This is a genomic window from Amphiplicatus metriothermophilus (genome assembly GCF_900199215.1).
GTDB classification, from domain to species: Bacteria; Pseudomonadota; Alphaproteobacteria; order Caulobacterales; family Parvularculaceae; genus Amphiplicatus; species Amphiplicatus metriothermophilus.
Map to the genome: position 1 here is coordinate 219,836 of NZ_FZQA01000002.1, position 24,722 is coordinate 244,557.

The window sequence follows — 24,722 nt, forward strand, 5'->3', positions numbered from 1 at the left end:
AGGCGGCGATGGCGTTGACCGAACAGAAGTTCAAGACATGGCTTTCCGCATACGGCCGGGCCTGGGAGGCGAGAGACGGGACGGCCTTCGCGAAGCTGTTCGCCGACAATGCGCTTTATTACTGGACGCCTTTCGCCGAACCGAAGAAGGGACCGGCGGAGATCGCCGCGGCGTTTCTCGCCGCCTCGAACGGCCAGCGCGAGATCGACTTCGGCGCCCGGGTTCTCTACGTGCAGGCGCAGCTCGGCGCGGCGCACTGGAGCTGCGCCTTCACCCGCGCGCGAACCGGCCGGCGCGTGCATCTCGACGGGGTTCTCGTGGTTCAGTTCGACGACGGCGGCAAGGCGCTGTCCTTGCGCGAATGGTGGCATACGGATGAGAGATGATCTGGAGACCGGCGGGGCGGGCGGACCGGTGCTGCGGCTCGAACGGATCGAGCGCCGCTATGGCGATCTCATCATTCTTCAGCCGTCGGATTTCGCGCTTAAGCGCAGCGAGACGGTCGCCCTGCTTGGCCCGTCCGGATCGGGCAAGTCGTCGCTCCTGCATATCGCCGGCCTGCTCGAGCCGCCAAGCGGCGGCGAAGTTTATATCGACGGGCGCGCCTGTTCGGGACTGTCGGACTCGCAGCGCACGCGCCTGCGCCGGGACGCGCTCGGCTTCGTCTATCAGTTTCATCATCTGCTTCCGGAGTTTTCCGCGCTCGACAATGTGGCGTTGCCGATGCTGATCGCCGGCCGGAAAAAGGCGGAGGCCGACCGCGAGGCGGCGCGCCTTCTGACGGCGCTCGGGCTCGGCGGACGTCTGCGTCATCAGCCCGGCCAGCTTTCCGGCGGCGAGCAGCAGCGCACGGCCATCGCGCGCGCGCTGGCGAACCGGCCGAAAATTCTGCTGGCGGACGAACCGACCGGCAATCTCGATCCGAAGACCTCCGACGTGGTTTTCGACGCGCTTCTCGAGGTCGCGCGCGCCGAAGGGCTCGCCGCCCTGATCGCCACGCACGATCAGCGCCTCGCCGCGCGCATGGACCGCGTGATCGAGATCCGCGACCAGCGGCTTCAGCCGCTGCGCCGGCCGGCGCAGGCGCCGCTCTGACGGCCGAAGGGTCTGCGAGTCCCTCAACAGCGCTTCGCTCTTTTCCCGCGCGGCCCTCGCGGCGTATCCTTTCAGGAAAACGACAACCGCTTCGAGGGAGGAAATCCATGACGCTCGCCGCCGAGGAGCGGATCGTCTGCCCGAACATGCTCGCCGATGTGGTTCGCCTTCAGGCGGCGCGATTTCCCGATCGCGCGGCGCTGCATTTCGAAGGCGAGACGCGAACCTTCGCCGAGCTGGACGCCGAGTCGAACCGCGCGGCGCAGGCCTTCGTCGCGCTCGGGCTGAAGCCGGGCGACCGCATCGGCTGGCTGGCGCGCAATCTCGGGATTTTCTGGCCCGCCTTCTTCGGCGCCATGAAGGCCGGGATGGTGATGACGCCGCTCAACTGGCGCCTCGCCCCGCCGGAGGTCGCCGCCATCTTGCAGGATTCGGGAGCGCGGCTGCTCGTCGGCGAGCGCGCCTTTCTGGCGGCGCTGGAAACCGTGGAAGGATATTCACCGCCGCGCGTCCTCGGACTGGAAGAGGAGGAAGGGGGATTTCAATCCGTCCTCGATGCGCAATCGCCTGACGAGCCGGACTATCGCGCGCGCGAGGAGGACGTGATCGTCCAGCTTTACACCAGCGGCACGACGGGGCTGCCCAAGGGCGTCCTCCTGACCAACAGGAATTACCATGCCGTGGGCGCAGCCGGCCTGGAGCGCGGCGTGTTCGTTCCGCAGACGGATGACGAGGCGATGCTGCACGCGCTGCCGCATTTTCACGTCGCAGGCGTCAATGTCGGCGTGCTCGCCATGGGGCGCGCCATGCCGGTCGTTCAGCATCGCCAGTTTGATCCTGCCGCCATCGTGCGCGAAGCGCAGGGCGGGCGGCCGCTCGATGCGTTCTTCGTGCCGGCGATGATTCTGATGATCCTCGAAGCGGCGAAGGCGGCGGGCGCGCGGCTGGACGCCTTTCGGACGGTCGGCTACGGCGCGGCGCCGATGCCGGAGCCGTTGCTCGACGCCGCGCTCAAGGCGTTTGCCAACGCGCGCTTCTGGCAGTTCTACGGGATGACGGAGACCTGCGGCGGGGCGAGCCTGCTCGATCCGGAAGATCATGCGCCGGGCCTGGCGCGGCGCGTATCGGCCGGCCGGCCGCTGCCGGGCTGCGAGATCAAGGTCGTCGATCCGGAAACGCGCCGGCCGGCGCCCGCCGGCGCCATGGGCGAAATCGTTCTGCGTGCGGATTTCGTCATGGCCGGCTACTGGAACAGGCCGGATGCGACGGCGGAGATGATGCGCGACGGCTGGTGCGCCACGGGCGATGCGGGACGCTTCGACGAAGACGGCTATCTCTACGTGCTCGACCGCATCAAGGACATGATCATCTCCGGCGGCGAGAACATTTACCCAGCGGAGATCGAGAACCTGTTATCGGCCCATCCGGCCGTGCTGGAGGCGGCGGTCATCGGTCAGCCGGACGAGAAGTGGGGCGAGACGGTCAAGGCGATCATCGTGCGCCGGCCTGGCGCTACATTGACTGAAGAGGATGTCATTGCATTCCTCAAGCCGAAGCTCGCCCGCTTCAAGCTGCCGAAGACCGTGACGTTCGCGGAGGCGCTGCCGCGCAATCCGTCCGGCAAGATACTGAAGACGGTCCTGCGCAGGATGTAAGGCGCGTCTGCTGCGGCGCGGACGCGTTTAAGCCTTGTCCTCGTCTTCGGAGGAGGAAAGGTTCGGCTTCAACCGCCGCGGCGCCGTCAGCATGGACTGGGCGAGGGCTTCTTCCTCCTCGCTGCGCAGACGACGGAACAACCTGTCGGCGCGCGCGCTTCGCGAACGCGGCGTCGGCCCCAAACGCAAGAACAGCTCGCCCGTGGTCAGCTCGATGCGGCTCACCTTCGCCCCCGCCTTACGAAATCGAGAGGAAAAAGGTGATTCGAATTGGTTAACGATTGGTTAACCAGCATTCTGCTGCGCGCCGAACAGGGCCTCGTGTCGAGCGCAGATCGTCGGCCACAGCCGTGCGGCGTCTGGCTCGTCAAGGCCGAACGTTTCGCGCAAAGTCTCGACGAGCTCGTCGGCGGTCTCCAGCACGCGCTTGCGCGCGCCCTCGGCTGTGAGCTCCTTCAGCACGCGCCCGCGCAGGGATATGTGGCGATCGGCGAGGCGCTTCTGCGCGACAAGATTCTGCACGAAAGGCGAGGCGGGATCACTTTGCAGCCAGGCGCATTTCGCCGCGAGCAGACTCTCGTCGGCCGGGGCCGGCGCGAAGTCGAAACTGAAGGGAGCTCCGTCCGCGTCTTCCGTATACCGCCAGAAGCCGCCGCCCGCCTGCGACAGGCGCAAGCGGAACGGCGGCTGGTCGCGCTCGAGCGGCTCAAGCGGAAGCGGTTCCAGCAGACTTCCGCCGAAGCCGACGTCAGCGAGCCAGGGCCGGCCGTCGAGGCGAACCAGCAGACACAGATGATTGCCGAGAGCCGCATCGCCCGCCTGATCGCGGCGCACGCCGCCGGCCAGGCGCGCGACCTCGAAGCCGAGTTCGCCGAGGGCCCAGCCGAAGATCCCGTTCATCTCGTAGCACCACCCGCCGCGCCGGCGCGCGACGATCTTCTCGAAGATGCGCTCAGAGTTGAGATCGACCGGCCTGCCCAGCTGCACGTCGAGATTTTCGAAGGGAACCGCGGCGAGATGCGCGCGCATGAGCCCGCGCAATGTTTCAAGATCGGGGCGAAGGGCGCCCGCATAGCCGATCCGGCGAAAGTAACGCTCCAGCGGCGTCATGGCCGGGCGGGTAGCACGGCCCGCCGCGGCTGTCATCGGGCGAAGGGTCGGCGGCGAGCTCGCAGGAGGGCTTTACCATGACATGGCATGGGAAAGAAGCCGGCGCTGGACGCTGCGCCGCTTGTCGAGAAAGTTCAGCCTAATTAATATGACAGTGTCATATTGGGAGCGGTTCATGCCGAGACGAGCAAGCCGTCCAATCACGGTTACGCTTGGCGAACTTCATGCGAGCGTCGAGGCGCGCGTGAAATCGGGCGCTTACGCCTCGGCGAGCGAAGTCATACGGGCGGCGCTGCGCGCGCTTGATCGAGAAGAAGCGACGATCGGCGACTGGTTGCGGCGCGAGATCGCCGAATCGCTGGCTGATCCGCGACCGAATGTCCCGGCGCGGGCGGTCTTCCAAAGCCTGAGAGACCATCGTTTTACGCAAAAGAAAAAGGCCAAACGTGCGAAAACGTAGGGTCGACTTTCGGCCCATGGCCGAAGTCGATCTTGTCCGGCTTTGCGATTTTGTCGAGAAAGAGGCGGGCGAAGCGGTTGCAATCGGGTTCTTCGAGAAGATCGAGGCCGCATGTCTGTCGCTGGAAACCCACGCCGAGCGCGGCCTACGCCGCGATGATCTATTGCCGGGATTGCGCACGCTTGCGATCGAGCGACGCGTACTGATCGCGTACCGCGTTCTTGTGTCGAAAGTCGTCATTGTCCGTATATTTTACGGCGGGCGCCACTTCGAGCGAGTGTTGCGCGGCAGGAAAGGAAAGGGGCGTTCTTAAACGTTCGACCGCCTCACACGACCTTCACGCCTTCACTTTCACATAGCTTCCCGGCGCGTCCTCGATGGGCTCGAGCGCGCCGTCGCCGGGAATGCGGGCCGGAACGCGCCCGGGGCTTTTTTCGTTCAGCCATGCGATCCAGTAGGGCCACCAGGAGCCGGGACGCTTTTCCGCGCCCGCCTTCCATTCTTCCAGCGTCGCCGGCAGGGCGGGATTCACCGAGTGGTGATATTTGTTCCGGGACGGATGATTGATGACGCCCGCGATGTGGCCGGAGCCCGCGAGCATGTATGTCGCCGCGCCGTTCTTCGCGCCGCCGAACAGCCGAGCCGACCTGAACACCGACGGGGCCGGCGCGATATGGTCGGTCTCGCCCGCCTGCATGAAGATCGGAATGGAGACGGCGCCGAGGTCGAGACGCTCGCCGCCGACGACCATCTCGCCCTTGGCGAGGCGGTTATGCTGATAGAACTCGCGCAGGTAGAACAGATGAACGCCCTTGGGCATGCGCGTCGCGTCCGAGTTCCAGTAGAGCAGGTCGAACTTGGCCGGGTCCTTGCCCTTCATGTAGTTGTCGATGACGAAGGACCAGATGAGATCGTTCGAACGCAGCATGTTGAAAGTGGTCGCCATCGCGCGCCCTTCCAGCACGCCGCCGGCGGCGTCCATCTGTTTCTCGATCGCCTCAAGCTGCGCGTCGTCGACGAAGAGCATGAGATCGCCGGCTTCGGAGAAGTCCGTCTGCGCTGTGAAAAAGGTCGCGGTCTTGATGCGCTCGTCGCCGCGTTTCGCCATCAGCGCCAGCCCGGCGGCGAGCATCGTGCCGCCGATGCAATAGCCGATGGCGTCGACTTCTTCCTCGCCTGCGGCCAGCTTGACAGCGTCGAGCGCCTCCAGCATTCCCTGCCGGATGTAATCCTCGAACGTCTTGTCACGAAGCTCCGGACCCGGATTGACCCACGAGACCACGAACACCGTGCGGCCCTGCTCGACCATCCAGCGGATGAACGAGTTTTGCGGCTGAAGGTCGAGGATGTAGAACTTGTTGATCCATGGCGGAAAGATCACCAGCGGCCGGCGCGCGACTTCCTCCGTCATCGGCGCGTACTGGATGAGCTGCATGATCTCGTTCTGATAGATCACCTTGCCCGGCGTGGTGGCGATGTTCTCGCCGAGGCGGAAATAGTTAAGATCGGCCTGCCGGATCGCCAGCTCTCCATGGCCGCGGTCGAGGTCTTCGAGCAGGTTCTTCATGCCCTTGAGAAAGCTCTCTCCGCGCGTCTCGATCGCAGTTTCGATCACTTCCGGATTCAGCATCGGGAAGTTCGTCGGCGCGATCGCGTCGAGAAACTGCCGGGTGAAGAATTCCGCTTTCTTCTTCTCATGCTCGTCCATGCCTTCGAGCTGGCCGACCGTGGTCTCCAGCCAGCGCGCGAAGGTCAGATAGGACTGCATGACGAAATCGAGCATCGGGTTCTCCCGCCAGGCGGGATGGGAGAACCGCTTGTCGCCGGGCGGCGGCTCGATGGCGGGGCGGACCTCTTCGCCCGCCATGCGCCGCGACATCGTCGCCATGAGCTTTGCGTAATCGCCCCAAAGATTGAACTGGCGCTGCAAGAGCGTGCCCGGGTCCATCGCCAGCGCGTTCATCATCTCGCGGAAGGAGTCGCTGAGATTGAGCGGATCGACCGGCCGGTCGCCGCGAACGACCTGAAGGTTGGGATTGCGCACGAAGAACTCGCGCACGAGCTCCTGGCTCGCGCCGGTGACGTCCGCGAGATATTCCGAAAGGGCGTCGTAATCCTCGAACAGGCTGCGCGACCGAACTTCGGACGAAGCGGCCTTCGAAACGGTCTTGGCCTCTGGGGAGGGCGCCGGCCCGGCGTCCGCGGCCTTGCGGGGTCGGCTTTGCGCGCCTTTCTTCGAAATCGCCTTTTTCTTCTTTTTCGCCGTCTTCGCCGCGCCTTTCCGGGCCGACGGGCGTTCGGGCCGGACCTTCGCGCCGGCCTGTTTTTCGTCCGAACCGGCGCGCTTGTTCGTCTCCGCGCGGGATTCGGCGTCGGCGGGTTCTGGTTCGGCTTGCGTCATAAGGTCGGATGTGAGTTATCTCGCGGATGGAGTCGTTATAGTCGGCGATGGCGATGGGCGCAAAACGCAAGCTCGCGCGGTTTCTCATTCTCGGCGCGTCCGCGGCGGGCGCGCTCGCCTTGCCGGGCTGCGCCGGCTTCGAGCGGCTGCTGCCGCCCGGCTTCGTCAAATATGAGGATCTCGCCGGCGACGAGCCGCCCGATCCGCGCATTCAGGAGCGCATCGCCGAACGCCGCAAGGAAGAGGGGCGAGCTTTTCCCAATCTTTCGCAGGCGCCCCAGACGCGCCCGGAGCCGACGCCGGAGGCCGAGCGCGAGGCGCTGGCGGCCGAGCTGCGGGCCGCGCGCGACGCGCTCGCTGCAGCGGTGGCGCATGATCGGGAGCTCGCTGCGGAGGAGCGCAGCGAGAGGATCCTGCTGCCCGGCGGCGAAAACGGGCCGCTGCCGCTCGACGAGGCCGGCCGCGCCCTTCAGGATACGGTCGCCGGCGACGAGGCGATCGCCCGCCGCGAACGCGGCCTGCCGCCGAAGCCCCCGGCCCGGGAGGACGGCCAGTAAGAGAGCGTCTACATGCCGGACACGGAAGAGTTCTATCGCATCAAGCGCCTGCCGCCTTACGTCTTCGAGGAAGTGAACGCCTTGAAGGCGCGCCTGCGCGCCGAAGGCCGCGACGTCATCGACTTCGGCATGGGCAACCCCGACATGCCGACGCCGCCGCATATCGTCGAGAAACTGATCGAAACGGCGCGGAAGCCGCGCACCAACCGCTATTCCGCCTCCCGCGGCGTTCCGGGCCTCCGGCGCGCCATCGCGCGCTATTATGAGCGGCGCTTCGGGGTGACGCTCGATCCGGATACGGAGATCGTGGCCACCCTCGGCTCGAAGGAGGGCTTCGCCAATCTGGCCCAGGCGATCACCGCGCCGGGCGACGTCATCCTTGCGCCCGATCCGGCCTATCCGATCCACGCCTACGGCTTCATCATCGCCGGCGGCGTGATTCGCGCCGTGCCGGCGCCGAGCCCCGAGGCCTATCTGTCCGGCATGGCCAGGGCGATCGGACGCACCACCCCGCGCCCGACGGCGATGGTGCTCAACTACCCTTCCAACCCGACCGCCCATGTCGTCGAGCTCGACTTCTATCGGGAAGCCGTGGCGCTGGCGAAAAAGCACGACATCTGGATTCTCTCCGATCTCGCCTATTCGGAGATCTATTTCGAGAAGCCCGCGCCCTCTGTGCTGCAGGTCGAAGGAGCGAAGGACATCGCCGTCGAGGTCAACTCGCTGTCCAAGACGTATTCGATGGCCGGCTACCGGGTCGGCATGGCGGTGGGCAACCCGCGCCTCATCGCCGCGCTGGCGCGGGTCAAGTCCTATCTCGACTACGGCGCCTTCACGCCGATACAGGTCGCCGCCGTCGCCGCGCTCGACGGCCCGCAGGATTGCGTGGAGGAGATCCGCGCCATCTACAGGAGCCGGCGCGACGTGCTGGCGGAAAGCTTCGCCAACGCCGGCTGGACGATTCCGGTCCCGGCGGCGTCGATGTTCGCCTGGGCGCCGATCCCGGAGGAGTACCGCGCGCTCGGCTCGGTCGGCTTCGCCAAGAAGCTCATGGAGGAGGCCGACGTCGCCGTCGCGCCCGGCGTCGGCTTCGGCGAGCATGGCGAGGGCTATGTCCGCATCGGCCTCGTCGAGAACGAGCAGCGCATCCGCCAGGCCGCGCGCAACGTCAAGCGCATGTTCGCGCGGCGCAACGCGGCGTGACCATGCAAGGGAAAACAAGCCATGCCCAATGAAGCCTTTCTCGACCGCGTGCTGACCATGGAGGTCGGCCGCTGCACGGAGGCCGCGGCGATCGCCGCCTCGACCATGATCGGGCGGGGAGACAAGGAAGGCGCCGACCAGGCGGCGGTCACGGCCCTGCGGGAGGCGCTGGGCAAGCTCGAAATCGACGGCACGGTGGTGATCGGCGAGGGCGAGCGCGACGAGGCTCCGATGCTCTATATCGGCGAGAAGGTCGGCACGGGCCGCGGGCCCAAGGTGGACATCGCCCTCGACCCGCTCGAAGGCACCGACCTCACGGCCAAGGCGATGGCGAACGCGCTCGCCGTGGTCGCCATGGCGCAGGGCGGCACCCTTCTCAACGCGCCCGACGTCTATATGGACAAGATCGCGATCGGGCCCGGCTATCCGGAAGGGCTCGTCGATCTCGACGCCCCGCATGAGGACAACATTCTGGCGCTGGCGAAGGCCAAGGGCGTGCCGGCGGAGGAAATCACGCTATGCGTGCTCGACCGGCCGCGTCACGACGGGATCATCAAGGCGGCGCGCAAAGTCGGCGCGCGGGTGTTCCTGATCCCCGACGGCGACGTCGCCGGGGTCTTCCACACCACCGAACCCGAGACCGGCATCGACATGTATCTGGGCCGCGGCGGCGCGCCGGAGGGGGTGCTGGCGGCGGCGGCGTTGCGTTGCGTCGGCGGGCAGATGCAGGGCCGGCTGCATTTCCGCAATGACGACGAACGCGCCCGCGCCGAGCGGCTGGGCGTCCAAGACCTCGATCGGAAATACTCCCTGCGCGAGCTCGCCTCCGGCGACGTCATATTCGCCGCGACGGGCGTGACCAACGGCACGCTGCTCGACGGCGTGCGATGGGATCCGAAATACGTCCACACGCACACCATCGTCATGCGCTCGAAGACCGGCACCATTCGCTACATCCGCGCGCGGACAAGGCGGAAATGAAGCCATGTGCGGAAAAGCGGTAGGATCCGCCGGCGAACCGTGCGATAATGAATGTTTCGACGAGGGCGGGCGGCGGCGAGCGTGGTTGCGGCGGTAGAATCGGTCATCAGCGGCGTCGGCGCCTATCTGCCCGAGCGGATCGTGACCAATCACGATCTGGCTGAGATCGTGGACACCAGCGATGAATGGATCCGCACCCGCAGCGGCATCGAGGAGCGGCGCTTCGCCGCCGACGATGAGGCGACTTCCGATCTCGCCGCCAGGGCCGCATGGCATGCGCTCGATCAGGCCGGGCTGAAGCCGCGCGACATCGGTCTCGTCGTGGTCGCCACGGTGACGCCGGACCGCACCTTTCCGGCCACGGCGGTCTATGTACAGCGCAAGCTCGGCGTCCCCCGCGGGATCGCCTTCGACATATCGGCGGCCTGCGCCGGGTTTCTTTACGCGCTGACGACGGCTCACGGCTTCGTCTCTTCGGGACAGGTCCGCCACGCTCTCGTCATCGGCGCGGACAAGCTCTCGTGTTTTCTCGACTGGTCGGATCGCGCGACTTGCGTGCTGTTCGGCGACGGCGCCGGAGCGGTGGTGCTCAGCGGCGAGCCGCCGCGCACGGCCGCCCCGCCCCGCGGCGTGCTCGCAACCTATCTTTCTGCAGACGGACGGCTTGCGGATCATCTTTATGCGGACGGCGGGCCTTCCACGACCGGGACGGTGGGCAAGGTGCGCATGAACGGCAAGGAGGTTTTCCGCAACGCCGTCGAACTCATCTCCGACGCGGTCTTCAAGGTGACCGAGCAGGCGAACGTCGCGCGCGGCGAGATCGACTGGTTCGTGCCGCATCAGGCGAACATCCGCATCATCGAGGCCTGCGCCAAACGCCTCGAGCTTGAGCAGTCGCGGATCGTCGTCACCATCGGCAAGCACGCGAATACGTCCTCCGCCTCGATTCCGCTGGCGCTCGACGCGGCGGTCCGCGACGGGCGCGTCAGGCGCGACCAGCTTCTCGTGTTCGCCGCGCTCGGCGGCGGCCTCGCCTGGGGCAGCGCGCTCGCGCGGTACTAGGCGCCGCCCCTTCCGCGGCGGGCGCGAGATCATGTGGAAAGCCCGCCGCTGGCCGCCGGCGCGAATCGCGGGCAGGGTGAGAGCATGACCTCGCTTTCCCCTGCGCCGCAGGCCGCCTGCGAAGACGTTCTCCTGCCGCTGCCGGAGATGGGGCCGACCGCCTCGGGCCGCCGGTGGGTTCTGCGCGAGGCCGATCCGCGCGAAGCGCTCGCCATCGAGCAGAAGGCCGGCGTCGCGCCGTTCGTGGCGCGCGCGCTCGCCGCGCGGGGCGTGACGGGCGAGGCCGCGAACGCTTATCTCAATCCTTCCTTGCGCGAGTCGATGCCCGATCCTTTCGTGCTGCGCGACATGGACCGGGCGGCCGCGCGCCTCGCCGAGGCCGTGCTTTCAGGCGAGACCGTCGGCGTCTTCGGCGATTACGACGTGGACGGAACCACTGCCGCGGCGATCTTCCGGCGCTATTTCGACGCCGCGGGCGCGCCGCTGACCGTCTATCTGCCGGATCGCATCCTTGAAGGCTACGGGCCGTCGATCGAGGCGTTCCGCGATCTTGCGCGCGCCGGCGCGCGCCTCGTCGTCACGGTGGATTGCGGCGCGTCGGCCCATGCGATCATCGAACAGGCGGCGGGCGAAGGCCTCGACGTCCTCGTGATCGACCATCACCAGATGAGCGGGCCGCCGCCGGCGGGCGCCGTCGCGGTGGTCAACCCGAACCGCCCCGACGACGTGTCGGGCCTTGCGAATCTCTCCGCCGCCGGCGTCGCCTTCATGGCGGTCGCCGCCCTCAACCGGGCGCTGCGCGAGGCGGGCTGGTTCAAGGCGCGGCCGGAGCCCAACCTGCTCGCGCTTCTCGATCTCGCCGCGCTCGGCCTCGTCTGCGACGTCATGCCGATCACCGGCCTCGCCCGGGTCATGGTCGCGCAGGGGCTGAAGGTGCTGGGGCAGGGCGGCAATCCCGGCCTCAAGGCGCTTGCGGCGCGGGCCGGCGTGAAGGGCGCGCCCTCGGCCTATCACCTGGGCTTTCTGCTCGGGCCCCGGCTCAACGCCGCCGGGCGGATCGGCCATGCGCGGCTGGCGCTGGAGCTGCTGACCGGCGCAGACCCGGCGCGGCTTTCCGCGCTCGCCGAACGCCTGCATGTCATGAACGCCGAGCGCCAGGCGATCGAGACGGCGGTGCTCGAAGACGCGATCGCGCAGGTCGAACGGACCGGCGCGCATGAATCCAGCGTGATTGTCGCGGCGGGCGAAGGCTGGCATCCCGGCGTGATCGGCGTCGTCGCCGGCCGGCTGAAAGAGAAATACGACCGGCCCGCCATTGTGATCGGCCTTGAGGGCGAGATGGGCAAGGGGTCGGGCCGCTCGATCGCCGGCGTCGATCTTGGCGCGGCGGTGACGGCGGCGAAGGCCGAAGGACTTCTCGCCGCCGGGGGCGGGCACGCCATGGCGGCGGGGCTGACCGTCGCGCGCGCGGCGGTCGCTCCGTTCACGGCCTTTCTGAACGAGCGCCTTGGCGAGGACGTCGCCCGCGCGCGCGCGGACCGGCGCCTCGATATTGACGGCGTCGTCGCCGTCGGCGCCGTCTCCGGCGAGCTTGCGGCCATGATCGAACGGGCCGGCCCCTTCGGTCCGGGCAATCCCGAGCCTCTTGTGGCGCTGACCAATGTGCGCTCCGTAAGGGCGCGAACCGTCGGCTCCGGTCACGTCTCCTGCCTGCTGGCCAACGATTCGGGCGAGACCGCGCGGGCCGTCGCTTTCCGGGCGGAGGAAGCCGGACTCGCCGCGATCCTGACGGCCGGCGGGCGCGTGCATGTCGCCGGAAAGATCCGCCGGGACGACTGGCGCGGCGCCGACGCGGCGCAGTTCCACATCGTCGATGCGGCGCGCGCCGGCTGAGGCGGAAACGGCGCCGCAGGGGGCTTGCTTTCGGCGCGCATCCTCGCCTATACAGCGCCGGCGCCGCCGCAGCGGCGTCGGCGAGGGCCCTTCGTCTATCGGTTAGGACGCCAGGTTTTCAACCTGGAAAGAGGGGTTCGATTCCCCTAGGGCCTGCCAGATCCGGTTCAATCATTTCCGGCGATCTCCCGCGGCAGCGCGATGCAGTCGTGATAGGTCGCGCCGGGCGCCGCGGGCTCTGTCCGCAGGCGGAGAAAGCTGCGCGCGATTCCGCGGATCTCGTAATCCAGCGCCGCTAGGCGCCGGCGCAACTGATCGCCGCTCTCGCGGTTCGTCTCGAAGATGACGATCGGCTGCAGACGCGCCAGCGTCTGGCGCGCGCCTTCGATCACGGCCGCTTCCGCGCCCTCGACGTCGATTTTCATCAATCGCAGCGACGGCCAGTCTGCGGCGACGTCGTCGAGCCGCGCGGTCCTCACCGTCAAGGCGGGATAAGGCTCGCTTCCTGTCGCGAGCGTCGCCGCGCCGGCGTTGCCGGGCGGTCGCGCAAGGCGCGCCGTTCCGGCGGCGTCGCTCAGCGCAAGCTCTTGGACATCGACCTGCCTCGCCCCGCTGCGCGCGACGGCGGCGCGCAGCCGCGCGGCCGTATCGGGATGCGGCTCGAAAGCGACGACCCGCCCGTGCGGGCCAACCAGCTGCGCGAGCTTCAGGGCGGTGACGCCGATATTGGCGCCTATATCGGCGACCGTATCGCCGGAGCGGACGTAGCGCGCGAACAGCTTCGATATCTTGCGGTCGAGATCGCCGAAATACCAGGCCGCCCGGCCGACATAATCGTCGAGATCGGCGAGCACCGCCCCGCCGGCGACCCGCGCCCAGACGGTCGCGCGCGGCGCCCCGTCGAGCCGGCGCAGCAGGCGATGATTGGCGAGCGACGCGCAGCCGCTAAGGAACGGATAGGCTCGGGCGCAGACGGCGAGCAGCCGGGCTCCCGGCGGCGCCGGCGTCGTGCGTTCAGCGGCATCAATGGGAGCGCCCATCGGCGCCTCGCTTTCGCTTCCGAACCGGAGCAGAACGTCTCGCCGATTGATTTTGGCGATGATTTCGATTGTATTAAACCAAGGTTAACATCATCGCCGGGGTGGAGGGGCATATGAGGACTTTTTTTGGCGCGCTGATCGCCGCGGCGCTTGTCTTCTCGCCGCTTTGCCAGGCGGCCGCGGGCGGGGTCTCCAAGGGGCAGATCGCCGACCTTCTGTCCGATCAGGGCTATTCGGTTCGCGAAGACTTCCAGCCCAACGCGATCGCCGTCTTCGTCGGCGACCATGTCGTCGTGGTGGCGATCGACGGGCCTGACGGCGACATTTCCTACATCACCTATCCGCCGGGCGTGTCCATCCGGCAGGTCGGGCATGAATTTCTGAGCAGATTCAACAGCGAAGTGAAATTCGGCCGGGCCTATGTCGACCGCGACGGCGACATCGCCATCCAGATGGACCGGAATGCGGCCGGCGGCGTCTCCCTGGCGAATGTCGAGTCCGACTTCGACGTCTTTCTCCTGCTGATCTCGAAATTCCTTTCCGATCTCGAATCGCGCGCCGCCTCAGCTTAGGCCGGATCCTTCGCAAAGACGCGACGGGGGAAGAGGAGAATTTTGCGGCGCCGCAACCATTTGGAGAAAATGGGAGACGGACTAGCCAAAATCGTGCAATTCTGCTTTTCAGATCGTAGTGTTCGGACCGAGGCGGAGTATAGTGTTATCACCGACTCAGAGGTGCTTGCGGGGCGTATAACAGCATTCTCAGGGCGCAAGAGGGGTGGCCGCTGGTATGGCTGGATTATCGGACGAAGCGGGGAGCGGCCCGAGCGGCGGCGAGAAGGAAGAGGTTTTCAGGCTCAAGGGCGTCGTCAAATGGTTTGACCCTTCCAAAGGGTACGGCTTCATCGTCGCCGCAGGCGGCGAAGGCGACATTCTGATCCACTCGACTTGCCTGCGCGAAGCGGGACACGCCACGGCGCGCGAAGGCGCGACCATCGAATGCGACGTGGTGCGCCGTCCGAAGGGCCTTCAGGCGCTCAAGCTAATCCATATTGATGAAAGCACTGCGACAGCGCGCCAACCGCCGCCGACCCAAACGCCGGCCGGCGATTTCGTGCGCGCCGCCGTCAAATGGTTCAACAGGGGGCGGGGCTTCGGCTTTCTCACGCGCGGCGAAAACACCGACGACATCTTCATCCATATGGAGACGCTGCGCCGCTGCGGCATGGGCGAACTGGTTCCCGGCCAGCGGGTGCAGGTTTCCTTCGCCTCCAGCGTCAAGGGGCTTCTGGCGATCGAGGTCCGGCCCGATCCCGAAAACTGATCCGCCGCCATGGCGCTCCGAAAGGCGTCGCCCCGGTCTTTACATCCGACCCGGTTTCGCCGACATGAACGCCGGTTCCGGCCCTGGCGCGGGGCGTGGCGCAGCCTGGTAGCGCATCTGCTTTGGGAGCAGAGGGTCGCAGGTTCGAATCCTGCCGCCCCGACCAGCCGGCGGGAACGCTGATTTTGTCGGGCCGTTCGGGCCCTGAACCATGACGGAGCCGAGATGCTTGCGCGCATTTATCGACCGGCGAAGACCGCCATGCAGTCCGGCAAGGCGCAAACCCGGGAATGGCGCCTGGAGTTCGAGGCGGAGGCCGCGCGCCGGATCGACCCGCTGATGGGCTGGACCAGCGGCGCCGACACCCGCGCCGGACAGGTGCGCCTTTCCTTTGCGAGCCGGGAGGAAGCGGTCGCCTACGCCGAGCGCCATGCGATTCCTTATGTGATCGAAGAGCCGCATCCGCTGGCGCAGCGGCCCAAGGCCTATGCGGATAATTTCGCCCATCGCCGCCGCGCGCCCTGGACGCATTAGACCGTCCCGCGCAAAGGCAGGCGGCGGTTTTCGCAAAATCCGGCGCGCCTGCTAAAAGCGGCGAATCGGGGCCCCGTAGCTCAGCTGGATAGAGCACTCGCCTTCTAAGCGAATGGTCGCAGGTTCGAGTCCTGCCGGGGTCGCCAGAAACCGCCTCGCCATGTTGCGCTGCAAAAATTTTATTGACACGCGCGTATGAGCGTGATGAAGTTCGTCCGCTCAAGGACGAGCCATCCGGTCTCCAGCGTAGGGCGGCGGACGAACCGAAACCGTAGCGTTCGGCTTCATTGACGCCGGCGGGCGCGCCTCACGGCGAGGCGCACATCTCTCGACAATCCTGATCTTGAAACTCGCCGCGCGCGAGCAGCGCATGCGCGCGCCTGGCGCGCCCGGCGGAGGGAGGTTTCTCGTCGCATGAGCGATCAGGCAGCAAGCCGCGCAGGCTTTCAAATGCAAATGCGCCGCGACAGGGCAGGCCGCGCCGAACCGGCCCGCGCGCTCGTCATGTCGACGGCGGCCTTTACGGTCTGTTTCGCCGTCTGGACGATTTTCTCGATCATTGGCGTACAGATAAAAGACGAGCTGTCCTTGAGCGAGTCGCAGTTCGGCCTGCTGGTCGGGGCGCCGATTCTCACCGGCTCGTTGATCCGCCTCGCGCTCGGCGTTCTGGCCGACCGCCATGGCGGACGGCTGGTCTATACGCTCGCCATGCTGGCGGCGGCTGCGGCGACGTTTCTGCTCAGCTTCGCCGAGACCTACGCGCAGATGCTGATCGCCGCATTCGGCGTCGGGATCGCCGGCGGATCCTTCGCAGTCGGGGCGGCCTATGTGTCGCGCTTCTATCCGACCGAGAAACAGGGCGCCGCGCTGGGGATCTTCGGCGTCGGCAATGTGGGCGCGGCGGCGACGAAGTTCCTCGCGCCTTTCGTCATGGTCGCCCTCGGCTGGGAGGCGACGGCGCAGATCTGGGCGGCCTGTCTCGCGGTTGCGGGAGTCGTGTTCTACTTCGCGACCGAAGAGGACCCTGTGACGAAGGCGCGCGCGGGCGGATTCGCGCCGCGGCGGCCTCTCGCCGGCGAGCTCGCGCCCCTGCGCAACATGCAGGTCTGGCGATTCGCCCTTTATTACTTTTTCGTATTCGGCGGGTTCGTCGCGCTGGCGCTGTGGCTGCCGCGCTATCTCATCGGCGTCTACGGGTTCGACATCAAGCTCGCCGGGATGATCGGCGCGGTCTATTCGATCCCCGGCTCGATCTTCCGCGCCTGGGGCGGGGCGCTTTCGGACCGCGTGGGCGCGCGCAAGGTGATGTACTGGACCTTCGCGGCCTCGGCGGCGGCGACGCTCGTTCTGTCGATACCGCCTGCAGATTATACCGTATACGGAATGAATGGCGCCGTGACGCTCCATGTCGCCGTCGGGCCTGCGGCGTTCGTCGCGACGGCGTTCGTGCTCGGTTTCTTCATGAGCCTCGGCAAAGCCGCCGTCTACAAGCACGTGCCGGTCTATTACGCGGATAATGTCGGCGCGGTGGGCGGATTTGTCGGCATGATCGGCGGGCTCGGCGGTTTCTTTCTGCCGATCGCCTTCGGCTTGCTTCTGGAGACGACCGGGCTGTGGACGAGCGCGTTCATGCTGCTGTTCGTCCTCGCCGGGACGCTCCTCGCGTGGATGCATCTGGCGATCCGCAGCATGGAGCGGCGGCGCGCCGCGCAGGCGGCGTGAGCCGCGCGGCGGGCGCCTAAGAAAACGACCGTAGACTGACGGTCAAACCGCATGCGGCCGGGGTCGAACCGGAGAAAGAAGGCTGAACGAGGGAACAGATGAAGCAGAAACTGGTCGTCATCGGCAACGGCATGGCGCCGGGACGCGCGCTCGATAAGCTTTTCCAGATCGCTCCGGACGCCTACGACGTTACGATCTTCAACGCGGAGCCGCGCGTCAATTACGATCGCATCATGCTCTCGCCGGTGCTTTCGGGCGAAAAGAGCTTCGAGGAGATCATCATCCACGGCGACGCCTGGTATGAAAAGAACGGCGTCACGCTATGGAAGGGCCACAAGGTCGTCGCCATCGACCGCGAGGCGAAAACGGCGCGCTCCGAGCGCGGCGTCGTCGCTTCCTACGACAAGCTGATCGTCGCCACCGGCTCGCTGCCTGTCGTGATCCCCGTGCCGGGCGCCGATCTGGCCGGCGTGCTGACCTATCGCGATCTCGACGACGTCAACGCCATGCTGCTCGCCGCCCAGTCGGGCGGGCGCGCCGTCGTCATCGGCGGCGGCCTGCTCGGCCTCGAAGCCGCGGCCGGGCTGAAGGAACGCGGCATGGACGTGACGGTTCTTCATCTCATGCCGACGCTGATGGAGCGCCAGCTCGACGAAGCCGCCGGCCATCTTCTGCAAAAGGCGATCGAGGCGCGCGGCATCGCTGTGCGCACGAAGGCCAATACAGAGGCCATACTCGGAACCGATCCGGCGCTGGGCCCGCCGCGCGCGCGCGCGGTCCGGCTCGACGACGGAACCGAAATCGAGGCCGATCTCGTCGTCATGGCCGTCGGCATACGGCCGAACGTTCAGCTTGCGAAGGAAGCCGGCCTTGCGGTCAATCGCGGCGTCGTCGTCGACGCGGGAATGCGCACGAGCGATCCGGACATTTTCGCGCTCGGCGAATGCGCCGAGTTCGAGGGCCAGTGCTTCGGCCTTGTCGCGCCGCTCTATGAGATGGCGAACGTCGTCGCCGCCCGCCTGGCGGGCGACCCGGCGCCGCGGTTCAAGCCGAGCGCGCTGGCGACGCGCCTCAAGGTCACGGGCGTCGACCTTTTCTCAGCCGGCGATTTCGCCGAAAAGCCCGGAAGGGACGAAATCGTCCTGCGCGATGCGGCGCAGGGCGTCTACAAGCGGCTCGTCATCGAAAACGACCGCATCGTCGGCGTCGTGCTTTACGGCGACACGGCGGACGGCGCCTGGTTCTTCCAGCAGCTCAAGGACGGCGCCGACATTTCGGACCGGCGCGAGACGCTTGTCTTCGGCCCGGCTTACGCCGGCGGGCAGGCGCTGGACCCTATGGCGGCCGTTGCAGCCTTGCCGGATGATACGGAGATCTGCGGCTGCAACGGCGTGTGCAAGGGCGCGATTGAGACGGCGATCGCGCAGTTCGGTTTGACCAGCGCGGAAGAGGTGCGCGCGCGCACGAAGGCGTCGGCCTCCTGCGGAAGCTGCGCGGGGCTGGTCGAGAAGCTGGTCGCGCTTTCGCTGGGGGACGCCTACCAGGCGGACGCGCGCAAGCCGATATGTCCGTGCACGACATTCAGCCATGAGGAGGTCCGCCGCGTCATCGTCGGCCAGGCGCTCAAATCGATTCAGGCCGTCATGCAGGCGCTGGAATGGAAAACGTCCTGCGGTTGCGCGAAGTGTCGGCCGGCGCTCAACTATTATCTTTTGTGCGCCTGGCCGGAGGAGTATCGGGACGACGCGCAATCCCGGTTCATCAATGAGCGCGCGCACGCCAACATCCAGAAAGACGGCACGTTCTCCGTCGTGCCGCGGATGTGGGGCGGCGTAACGTCTCCGGCGGAGCTGCGCGCGATCGCGGACGTCGCCGAAAAGTACCGCATCCCCACGGTCAAGGTCACGGGCGGCCAGCGCATCGATCTGCTCGGCGTGAAGAAGGAAGATCTGCCGGCGGTCTGGCGCGACCTCAACAAGGCGGGGCTCGTTTCCGGTCACGCCTATGCGAAGGGGCTGCGCACGGTGAAGACCTGCGTCGGCGCTGACTGGTGCCGCTTCGGCACGCAGGATTCGACGGGGCTCGGCATAAGGCTCGAAAAATTCCTTTGGGGCTCCTGGACGCCGCACAAGGTCAAGCTCGCCGTTTCCGGCTGTCCGCGAAACTGCGCCGAGGCGACCTGCAAGGATATCGGCGTCGTCTGCGTCGACAGCGGCTACGAGATACATTTCGCCGGCGCGGCGGGAATGCATGTGAAGGCGACGGAGCTTCTCTGCCGCGTGCGGACGGAGGACGAGGTCGTCGAATATGTCGCCGCGCTGATGCAGATGTATCGCGAGCAGGCGGCCTATCTCGATCGCATCTACAAATGGGCCGAAAAAGTCGGCGTCGAGCATATCCGCTGCACGCTGACGGAGGACGAAGCGGCGCGTCGCGGCTATTTCGAGCGCTTCGTGCGCTCGCAGAAATCGGCGCAGATCGATCCGTGGGCGCGACGCGCGGCCGGAGAGGAACGGCGTGAATTCGTCCCGCTGGAACTGCCGCGGATGGAACGCAGCATGGAGATCGCCTGATGGGATTCAATGTCGAGCAGTGGGCGGACGTGTGCGCCGTCGAGGACATTCCGCTTCGCGGCGCGCGGGTGGTCAAGACGCCCGCAGGCTGCGTCGCGCTGTTCAGAACCTTCGACGGCGCCGTCTTCGCGCTCGACGACCGCTGCCCGCACAAGGGCGGCCCGCTGAGCCAGGGCATCGTGCACGCCCGCGCCGTGACATGCCCGCTGCATGGCTGGGTGATCTCGCTCGATACGGGCAGGGCGCAAGCGCCGGACAAGGGCGCGGTCAGAACCCGGCGCGCGCAGGTCGTCGACGGACGGGTGCGCCTGCTCGTTGCTGGCGCGGACGCGGCGGCGGAATGACCCTGTGGCGGACGGCGGCGTCATGATGCGCGTACGGACGACCTGCCCTTATTGCGGCGTCGGCTGCGGCGTCGCGGTCGAAGCGACGGGCGACGGCGTCGCCGTGAAGGGCGATCCGAACCACCCGGCGAATTTCGGGCGGCTCTGCTCGAAAGGAGCCGCTCTCGCCGAAACGCTCGGCCTTGAGGACAGGCTCCTCCATCCGCAGATCGAGGGCCGGCGCGCCAGTTGGGCTGCGGCGACCGAAACCATCGCGACGGCCTTCAGTCGAATCATCGAGCGTCACGGTCCCGACGCGGTCGCCTTCTACGTCTCCGGCCAGATGCTCATCGAAGACTATTACGTCGCCAACAAGCTGATGAAGGGGTTCATCGGATCGGCCAATATCGACACCAATTCGCGCCTGTGCATGGCCTCGTCGGTCGCCGGCCACAAGCGCGCTTTCGGCGCGGACGTCGCGCCCGGCTGTTATGAGGATCTCGAGCGCGCCGATCTCGTCGTGCTTGTCGGCTCCAATCTCGCCTGGTGCCATCCGGTTCTGTTCCAGCGCATCGAAGACGCGCGGCGGCGCCGGCCCGACATGCGGCTCGTGGTCGTCGATCCGCGCCGGACGGCGACCAGCGAGGCGGCGGACATTCATCTTCCCGTCGCGCCCGGCGGCGATACGGCGCTGTTTCGGGGGCTTCTGCGCGCGCTCGAACGGCATGGCGCGCGCGACGCGGCTTTCGTCGCGGCGCATACGAGCGGCGTCGAGGCGGCTCTCGAGGCTTCGGCGCCGTTCGACCTCGCTCGCACGGCGCGCGAGACGCGGATCGCGCCCGAGCTTCTCGCCCGGTTCTTCGATTTGTTCATTCATACGGAGAAAACCGTCACCGTCTATTCGCAGGGCGTCAATCAGGCGGCGGATGGAACGGATCGCGTCAACGCCATTATCAATTGCCATCTCCTCGCCGGCCGCATCGGCAAGCCCGGCTGCAGTCCGTTCTCGGTCACCGGTCAGCCCAATGCGATGGGCGGGCGCGAGGTCGGAGGGCTCGCCAACCAGCTCGCCTGTCATATGGAGCTTGACGATCCGGCGGCGCGCGCGCGGGTGCGCCGCTTCTGGCGCGCGCCGCGTATGGCGGACCGGCCCGGCCTCAAGGCGGTCGACCTGTTCGACGCGGTCCATGCAGACAGGGTGAAGGCCGTCTGGATCATCGCCACCAATCCGGTCGTCAGCATGCCGGACGCCGACCGCGTGCGCGAGGCGCTGAGGCGCTGCGAGCTGGTCGTCGTCTCCGATATCGTCGCGACGACGGATACGGCGGCCTGCGCCGACATCCTCCTGCCGTCGACGGGATGGGGCGAGAAGAGCGGCATGACGACGAACTCCGAACGGCGCATGTCGCGCCAGCGCGCCTTCCTGCCGCCGCCCGGAGAAGCGCGCCACGACTGGCGGCAGATATGCGATGTCGCCGCGAAGATGGGCTGGGCCGAGGCGTTCGCCTACGCCGACTCCAGCGAGATCTTCCGGGAATATGCGCGGCTTTGCGCGCTGGAAAACGACGGCGCGCGCGCGCTTGATCTCGCCGGCCTGACCGCGCTCGATAAAGCCGGCTACGAGGCGTTTGAACCGACGCAATGGCCGACGCCGAAAGGAGCGCGTGGCGGAATGGCGCGGCTTTTCGCCGACGGCCGGTTCTTCACGCCGTCGGGACGGGCCAACTTCGTGGTCCCCGGCGGACGGGCCGTGGCAGCCGTCAAGCCTGATTATCCGTATACGCTGAACACCGGGCGGGCGCGCGATCAGTGGCACACGATGACGCGCACCGGCCGCTCGCCGACGCTCGCCCGGCATATCGGCGAACCTTTCGTCGAGATGGCGCCGGCGGACGCTGCGCGCGAGGGCCTGCGCGACGCCGAAATCGTGCGCGTAATCTCGCCGCTCGGCGAAATGCTCGTACGGCTATGCGTAACCGCGCGCCAGCGGCCGGGGGAGCTCTTCGCGCCGATGCACTGGAACGACGCATTCGCGGCGCGCGCGCGCGTGGGCGCGCTCGTCGCGCCGATCGTCGATCCCGTTTCCGGCCAGCCTGCGCTGAAGGCGTCGCGCGTTCGCATCGAGAACGCAGGCGCCGTCTGGCACGCTTTCGCCGTCATCAGGACCGAAGACTTCGTCCGCTGGCGCGCGCCCGATACGGCGGGCTACTGGGCGAAAGCAAGAACGCGGGGCGGATTGCGCGCCGAGCTGGCGGGGTTCGAGGGCGCGCTCGAGTCGATTCATGCGCTCGTCGCCGATGAGTTGTTCGCCGAGGCGATCAGGCCGGCGCACGCCCGCGCGCAAATCGCCGCTCACGCCAACGCGGGGGCAGGCGTCTATAGCCGCGCGCTCTTCATCGACGACGTCTTCGCCGGCGCGATTTATTTCGCGCGCGGACCCGTACCGGTCGCGCGGAGCTTCGTGTGCGAACAGCTCGGGCGCGCTCTTACGGCGCGCGCTCGTCAGGCGGCGTTGCTCGGCCGGCCGGGCGCGGATGCGCCGGATCGCGGGGCGATCGTGTGCTCCTGCATGAATGTCGGCGCGAAGGAGATCGCCGCCGCCGCCCGAGCCGGCTGCGCATCGATCGAGGCGATCGGCGCGGCGACCGGCGCCGGAACGAACTGCGGCTCCTGCCGCGCCGAGATCGCCCGCCTCCTGCCGGAGAGGGAGCATGTTCCGGCCTGAACGCCGCGGCCGCCGAGGCTTCGCAATCGCAACAACTTCTGTCGCCGACGCCAAGGCAGGCGAAAAGACGGAATTTTTTATATTTTTCAGCGGCTATGGCCACGCCGGACGTCCGTTCATGGCTCTTGATGTTGCGCCGCGACAATGAGATATTGTGCGTCGCAACAAAAATAACGGCAGGCCATGGAGCGCCAGACCGAAACGCCGCTGATCGTTCTTCTGATCGACAGCAAGCCGGAACGCGCGAAGATCGTGGAGGACGGTCTGAGAGGGGCGGCCGTCGTCAGGCAGGCGCCGGCGTTGCACGGCGCCGAACTTCTCGCCGTCGTCGAACGGCTGCAGCCGGACGCCATCATCATCGACTGCGACAGCCCCGATCGGGACACGATCGAGAATCTTCAGCTCGTCGCTCGCAAGAATCCCAAGCCGATCGTCATGTTCGTCGAGAACGGCGACGGCGCCCTCGCGAGGGAAGCGGTGCGGGCGGGCGTGAGCGCTTACATCGTGGACGGACTGTCCGAGCGGCGCGTCCTGCCCGTTCTTGAGATCGCCATCGAGCGGTTCAGAATGTTCGACGCTCTTTGGAAGGACCTTGAGCGATCCAAGCGCGATCTCGAAGCGCGCAAGGTCATCGAACGCGCCAAGGGGCTTCTCATGCAAAAGCGCGGCCTGTCCGAGAACGACGCCTATGCGGCGATGCGCACGATGGCGATGAATCAGGGCAAGACCATCAAGGACGTGGCGGACAATATCCTGGCGGTGGCCAGCCTGTTCGACGACTGACGGAAGCGCGATGAAGCCTGAAATCAGCAACCTGACGATCGGTTTCGTTCCGTTAACGGACGCCGCCCCGCTTGTCGTCGCGCAAGAGAAGGGATTTTTCGAGAAATACGGCCTTCATGTCTGCCTGAGCCGCGAGAATTCCTGGTCGCAAATTCGCGACAAGCTCGCCGCGGGCGCGATCGACGCCGCGCACATGCTCGCGCCCATGGCGCCGGCGAGCTGGCTTGCGAACGCTTACGCGGCGGAGAAATTCGTAACGGCCGTCGCGTTCAATCTCAACGGCAACGCGGTCACCGTGTCGGAAAAGCTCTACCAGGAGATGGTCGCAGCCGATCCCGACGCGATGTTCGAGCGGCCGACTTCTGCGCGCGCGTTGAAAGCGGTCATCGCGGAGCGGTTGAGAAAGGGACGCGAGACCGTCACCGTCGGCGCCGTCTTCCCGTTTTCAAGCCATAACTATGCGCTGCGCTACTGGCTCGGCGCAGAGGGCGTCAATCCCGACCGCGACGTGCGCATGGTCGTGGCGCCGCCGCCTTTCATGGTCGACCAGCTCGACCGCGGCAAGGTGGACATGTTCTGCGTCGGCGAGCCATGGAACACGCTGGCCGAGCATCGCGGCCTGGGGCGCGCCATCGTGCGCTCGGCGGATATCTGGCGGCATATGCCGGAGAAGGCGCTCGGCGTGCGCCAGCGCTGGGCGGAGGATAATCCGGATACGCACATTGCGCTGGTTTCGAGCCTGCTCGAAGCGCTCATCTGGCTCGACGAGCGCGCGAACCGCATGGAGGCGGCCTATCTGCTGGCGAGCGAGCGCTATGTCGGCCTGCCGGCGGCGCTTCTGGCGCCGGCGCTGGTTGGAAAGGGCGCGCTCAGAACGCGGCGCAGCATCGTCGAAGCTGAAGACTTCCTCATTTTTCATCATTATGCGGCCAATTATCCATGGCGCTCGCACGCGCTGTGGTTCCTGTCGCAGATGGCGCGCTGGGGCCAGATCGAAGCGCCGGCGAACTTCCTTGCGATCGCCGACGGCGCCTATCGGCCCGACATCTACCGGATCGCCGCCGCGCGGCTCGGCGTCGCCGCGCCGCTGTGCGACGCCAAGACGGAGGGCGCGCCGGACCGCGCCTGGGTGCTGACCGAGGCGACTGCGCCGATCGCCATGTCCGCGAGCGCGTTCATCGACGGCGGCGTGTTCGATCCCGCCGCGGTCGGCCCCTATATCGAAGGCTTCATCCGCCACAATCTGCGAATCGACCCGTCGCAGGTCTACGCCGGCGCCTGA

Annotated in this window: 23 protein-coding genes and 3 tRNA genes; 22 read left to right on the forward strand and 4 right to left on the reverse strand. The window is 67.0% G+C overall.

What is annotated here, in order from left to right:
• Positions 1-8 precede the first annotated feature (8 nt).
• The 3 genes from CHB64_RS05755 (at position 9) to CHB64_RS05765 (ending at position 2,750) form a co-directional block, all read left to right on the forward strand.
• Positions 9-386, forward strand: coding sequence for a nuclear transport factor 2 family protein (locus CHB64_RS05755; RefSeq protein WP_089411655.1), 378 nt, complete (start codon positions 9-11; stop codon positions 384-386).
• Complete coding sequence (locus CHB64_RS05760; RefSeq protein WP_089411656.1) at positions 376-1,095, forward strand: ABC transporter ATP-binding protein; 720 nt, start codon at positions 376-378, stop codon at positions 1,093-1,095. Before CHB64_RS05755 ends, CHB64_RS05760 begins: the two co-directional genes overlap by 11 nt.
• Positions 1,096-1,202: 107 nt before the next feature.
• Positions 1,203-2,750: a long-chain-fatty-acid--CoA ligase gene (locus tag CHB64_RS05765; protein ID WP_089411657.1), complete on the forward strand. Its 1,548-nt coding sequence runs from the start codon at positions 1,203-1,205 to the stop codon at positions 2,748-2,750.
• Positions 2,751-2,777: 27 nt separating this feature from the next.
• Here the strand turns inward: CHB64_RS05765 and CHB64_RS05770 are convergent, their stop codons facing one another.
• Together CHB64_RS05770 and CHB64_RS05775 are read right to left on the reverse strand one after the other, a co-directional pair.
• On the reverse strand, positions 2,778-2,975 hold the full coding sequence (locus CHB64_RS05770; protein WP_089411658.1) for a hypothetical protein: 198 nt from the start codon (positions 2,973-2,975) through the stop codon (positions 2,778-2,780).
• Positions 2,976-3,035: 60 nt separating this feature from the next.
• The gene (locus CHB64_RS05775) at positions 3,036-3,860 is read right to left on the reverse strand and encodes an arylamine N-acetyltransferase family protein (RefSeq protein WP_159462425.1); all 825 of its coding nucleotides are present in this window, start codon (positions 3,858-3,860) and stop codon (positions 3,036-3,038) included.
• A gap of 175 nt (positions 3,861-4,035) precedes the next feature.
• Here CHB64_RS05775 and CHB64_RS05780 point away from each other — a divergent pair, with 175 nt between their 5' ends.
• Positions 4,036-4,320 (forward strand): type II toxin-antitoxin system ParD family antitoxin, encoded by a 285-nt coding sequence (locus CHB64_RS05780; protein WP_089412006.1) that lies wholly within the window; start codon positions 4,036-4,038, stop codon positions 4,318-4,320.
• Positions 4,307-4,633: a type II toxin-antitoxin system RelE/ParE family toxin gene (locus CHB64_RS05785; RefSeq protein WP_268802334.1), complete on the forward strand. Its 327-nt coding sequence runs from the start codon at positions 4,307-4,309 to the stop codon at positions 4,631-4,633. Before CHB64_RS05780 ends, CHB64_RS05785 begins: the two co-directional genes overlap by 14 nt.
• A gap of 24 nt (positions 4,634-4,657) precedes the next feature.
• On the opposite strand, the gene CHB64_RS05790 is transcribed toward CHB64_RS05785, so the two are convergent.
• A complete protein-coding gene (locus tag CHB64_RS05790; protein ID WP_089411661.1) occupies positions 4,658-6,721 on the reverse strand; it encodes a PHA/PHB synthase family protein in 2,064 nt (687 codons plus the stop codon).
• A gap of 53 nt (positions 6,722-6,774) precedes the next feature.
• Between CHB64_RS05790 and CHB64_RS05795 the strand changes: the two genes are divergently transcribed.
• From CHB64_RS05795 to CHB64_RS05820, 6 genes are all read left to right on the forward strand, one after another.
• Entirely contained in the window at positions 6,775-7,278 is a 504-nt protein-coding gene (locus tag CHB64_RS05795) for a hypothetical protein (protein WP_143265946.1), read from the forward strand.
• A gap of 12 nt (positions 7,279-7,290) precedes the next feature.
• Positions 7,291-8,481 (forward strand): LL-diaminopimelate aminotransferase, encoded by a 1,191-nt coding sequence (locus CHB64_RS05800; protein WP_089411663.1) that lies wholly within the window; start codon positions 7,291-7,293, stop codon positions 8,479-8,481.
• Positions 8,482-8,502: 21 nt separating this feature from the next.
• Positions 8,503-9,462, forward strand: coding sequence for a class II fructose-bisphosphatase (glpX, locus tag CHB64_RS05805; RefSeq protein WP_089411664.1), 960 nt, complete (start codon positions 8,503-8,505; stop codon positions 9,460-9,462).
• A gap of 51 nt (positions 9,463-9,513) precedes the next feature.
• The gene (locus tag CHB64_RS05810) at positions 9,514-10,524 is read left to right on the forward strand and encodes a beta-ketoacyl-ACP synthase III (protein ID WP_089411665.1); all 1,011 of its coding nucleotides are present in this window, start codon (positions 9,514-9,516) and stop codon (positions 10,522-10,524) included.
• A gap of 84 nt (positions 10,525-10,608) precedes the next feature.
• Positions 10,609-12,417 carry a single-stranded-DNA-specific exonuclease RecJ gene (recJ, locus tag CHB64_RS05815; RefSeq protein WP_200815244.1) on the forward strand — a complete coding sequence of 603 codons (1,809 nt, stop codon included), beginning with the start codon at positions 10,609-10,611 and terminating at the stop codon, positions 12,415-12,417.
• Positions 12,418-12,501: 84 nt separating this feature from the next.
• A tRNA-Glu gene (locus CHB64_RS05820) sits at positions 12,502-12,576 on the forward strand.
• 8 nt (positions 12,577-12,584) lie between these two features.
• On the opposite strand, the gene CHB64_RS05825 is transcribed toward CHB64_RS05820, so the two are convergent.
• Positions 12,585-13,457: an FkbM family methyltransferase gene (locus tag CHB64_RS05825; protein ID WP_089411666.1), complete on the reverse strand. Its 873-nt coding sequence runs from the start codon at positions 13,455-13,457 to the stop codon at positions 12,585-12,587.
• A 113-nt stretch (positions 13,458-13,570) separates the two neighbouring features.
• Between CHB64_RS05825 and CHB64_RS05830 the strand changes: the two genes are divergently transcribed.
• The 11 genes from CHB64_RS05830 (at position 13,571) to CHB64_RS05880 (ending at position 24,722) form a co-directional block, all read left to right on the forward strand.
• Positions 13,571-14,029 carry a YbjN domain-containing protein gene (locus CHB64_RS05830; protein ID WP_089411667.1) on the forward strand — a complete coding sequence of 153 codons (459 nt, stop codon included), beginning with the start codon at positions 13,571-13,573 and terminating at the stop codon, positions 14,027-14,029.
• Between the two features lie 217 nt (positions 14,030-14,246).
• A complete protein-coding gene (locus CHB64_RS05835; RefSeq protein WP_089411668.1) occupies positions 14,247-14,780 on the forward strand; it encodes a cold-shock protein in 534 nt (177 codons plus the stop codon).
• 89 nt (positions 14,781-14,869) lie between these two features.
• Positions 14,870-14,946, forward strand: a tRNA-Pro gene (locus tag CHB64_RS05840).
• Positions 14,947-15,005: 59 nt separating this feature from the next.
• On the forward strand, positions 15,006-15,314 hold the full coding sequence (locus CHB64_RS05845) for an ETC complex I subunit (protein ID WP_089411669.1): 309 nt from the start codon (positions 15,006-15,008) through the stop codon (positions 15,312-15,314).
• A gap of 69 nt (positions 15,315-15,383) precedes the next feature.
• Positions 15,384-15,460, forward strand: a tRNA-Arg gene (locus CHB64_RS05850).
• 304 nt (positions 15,461-15,764) lie between these two features.
• Complete coding sequence (locus CHB64_RS05855) at positions 15,765-17,036, forward strand: MFS transporter (protein WP_375790376.1); 1,272 nt, start codon at positions 15,765-15,767, stop codon at positions 17,034-17,036.
• Positions 17,037-17,134: 98 nt separating this feature from the next.
• Positions 17,135-19,609, forward strand: a complete 2,475-nt coding sequence (gene nirB, locus CHB64_RS05860) for a nitrite reductase large subunit NirB (protein ID WP_089411670.1) — start codon at positions 17,135-17,137, stop codon at positions 19,607-19,609.
• Positions 19,609-19,953, forward strand: a complete 345-nt coding sequence (gene nirD / locus CHB64_RS05865; protein WP_089411671.1) for a nitrite reductase small subunit NirD — start codon at positions 19,609-19,611, stop codon at positions 19,951-19,953. The genes nirB and nirD overlap by 1 nt, the downstream gene beginning before the upstream one ends.
• 4 nt (positions 19,954-19,957) lie before the next feature.
• The gene (locus CHB64_RS05870; RefSeq protein WP_200815246.1) at positions 19,958-22,657 is read left to right on the forward strand and encodes a nitrate reductase; all 2,700 of its coding nucleotides are present in this window, start codon (positions 19,958-19,960) and stop codon (positions 22,655-22,657) included.
• A gap of 183 nt (positions 22,658-22,840) precedes the next feature.
• A complete protein-coding gene (locus tag CHB64_RS05875; RefSeq protein WP_089411672.1) occupies positions 22,841-23,440 on the forward strand; it encodes an ANTAR domain-containing response regulator in 600 nt (199 codons plus the stop codon).
• A 10-nt stretch (positions 23,441-23,450) separates the two neighbouring features.
• On the forward strand, positions 23,451-24,722 hold the full coding sequence (locus CHB64_RS05880) for a CmpA/NrtA family ABC transporter substrate-binding protein (RefSeq protein WP_089411673.1): 1,272 nt from the start codon (positions 23,451-23,453) through the stop codon (positions 24,720-24,722).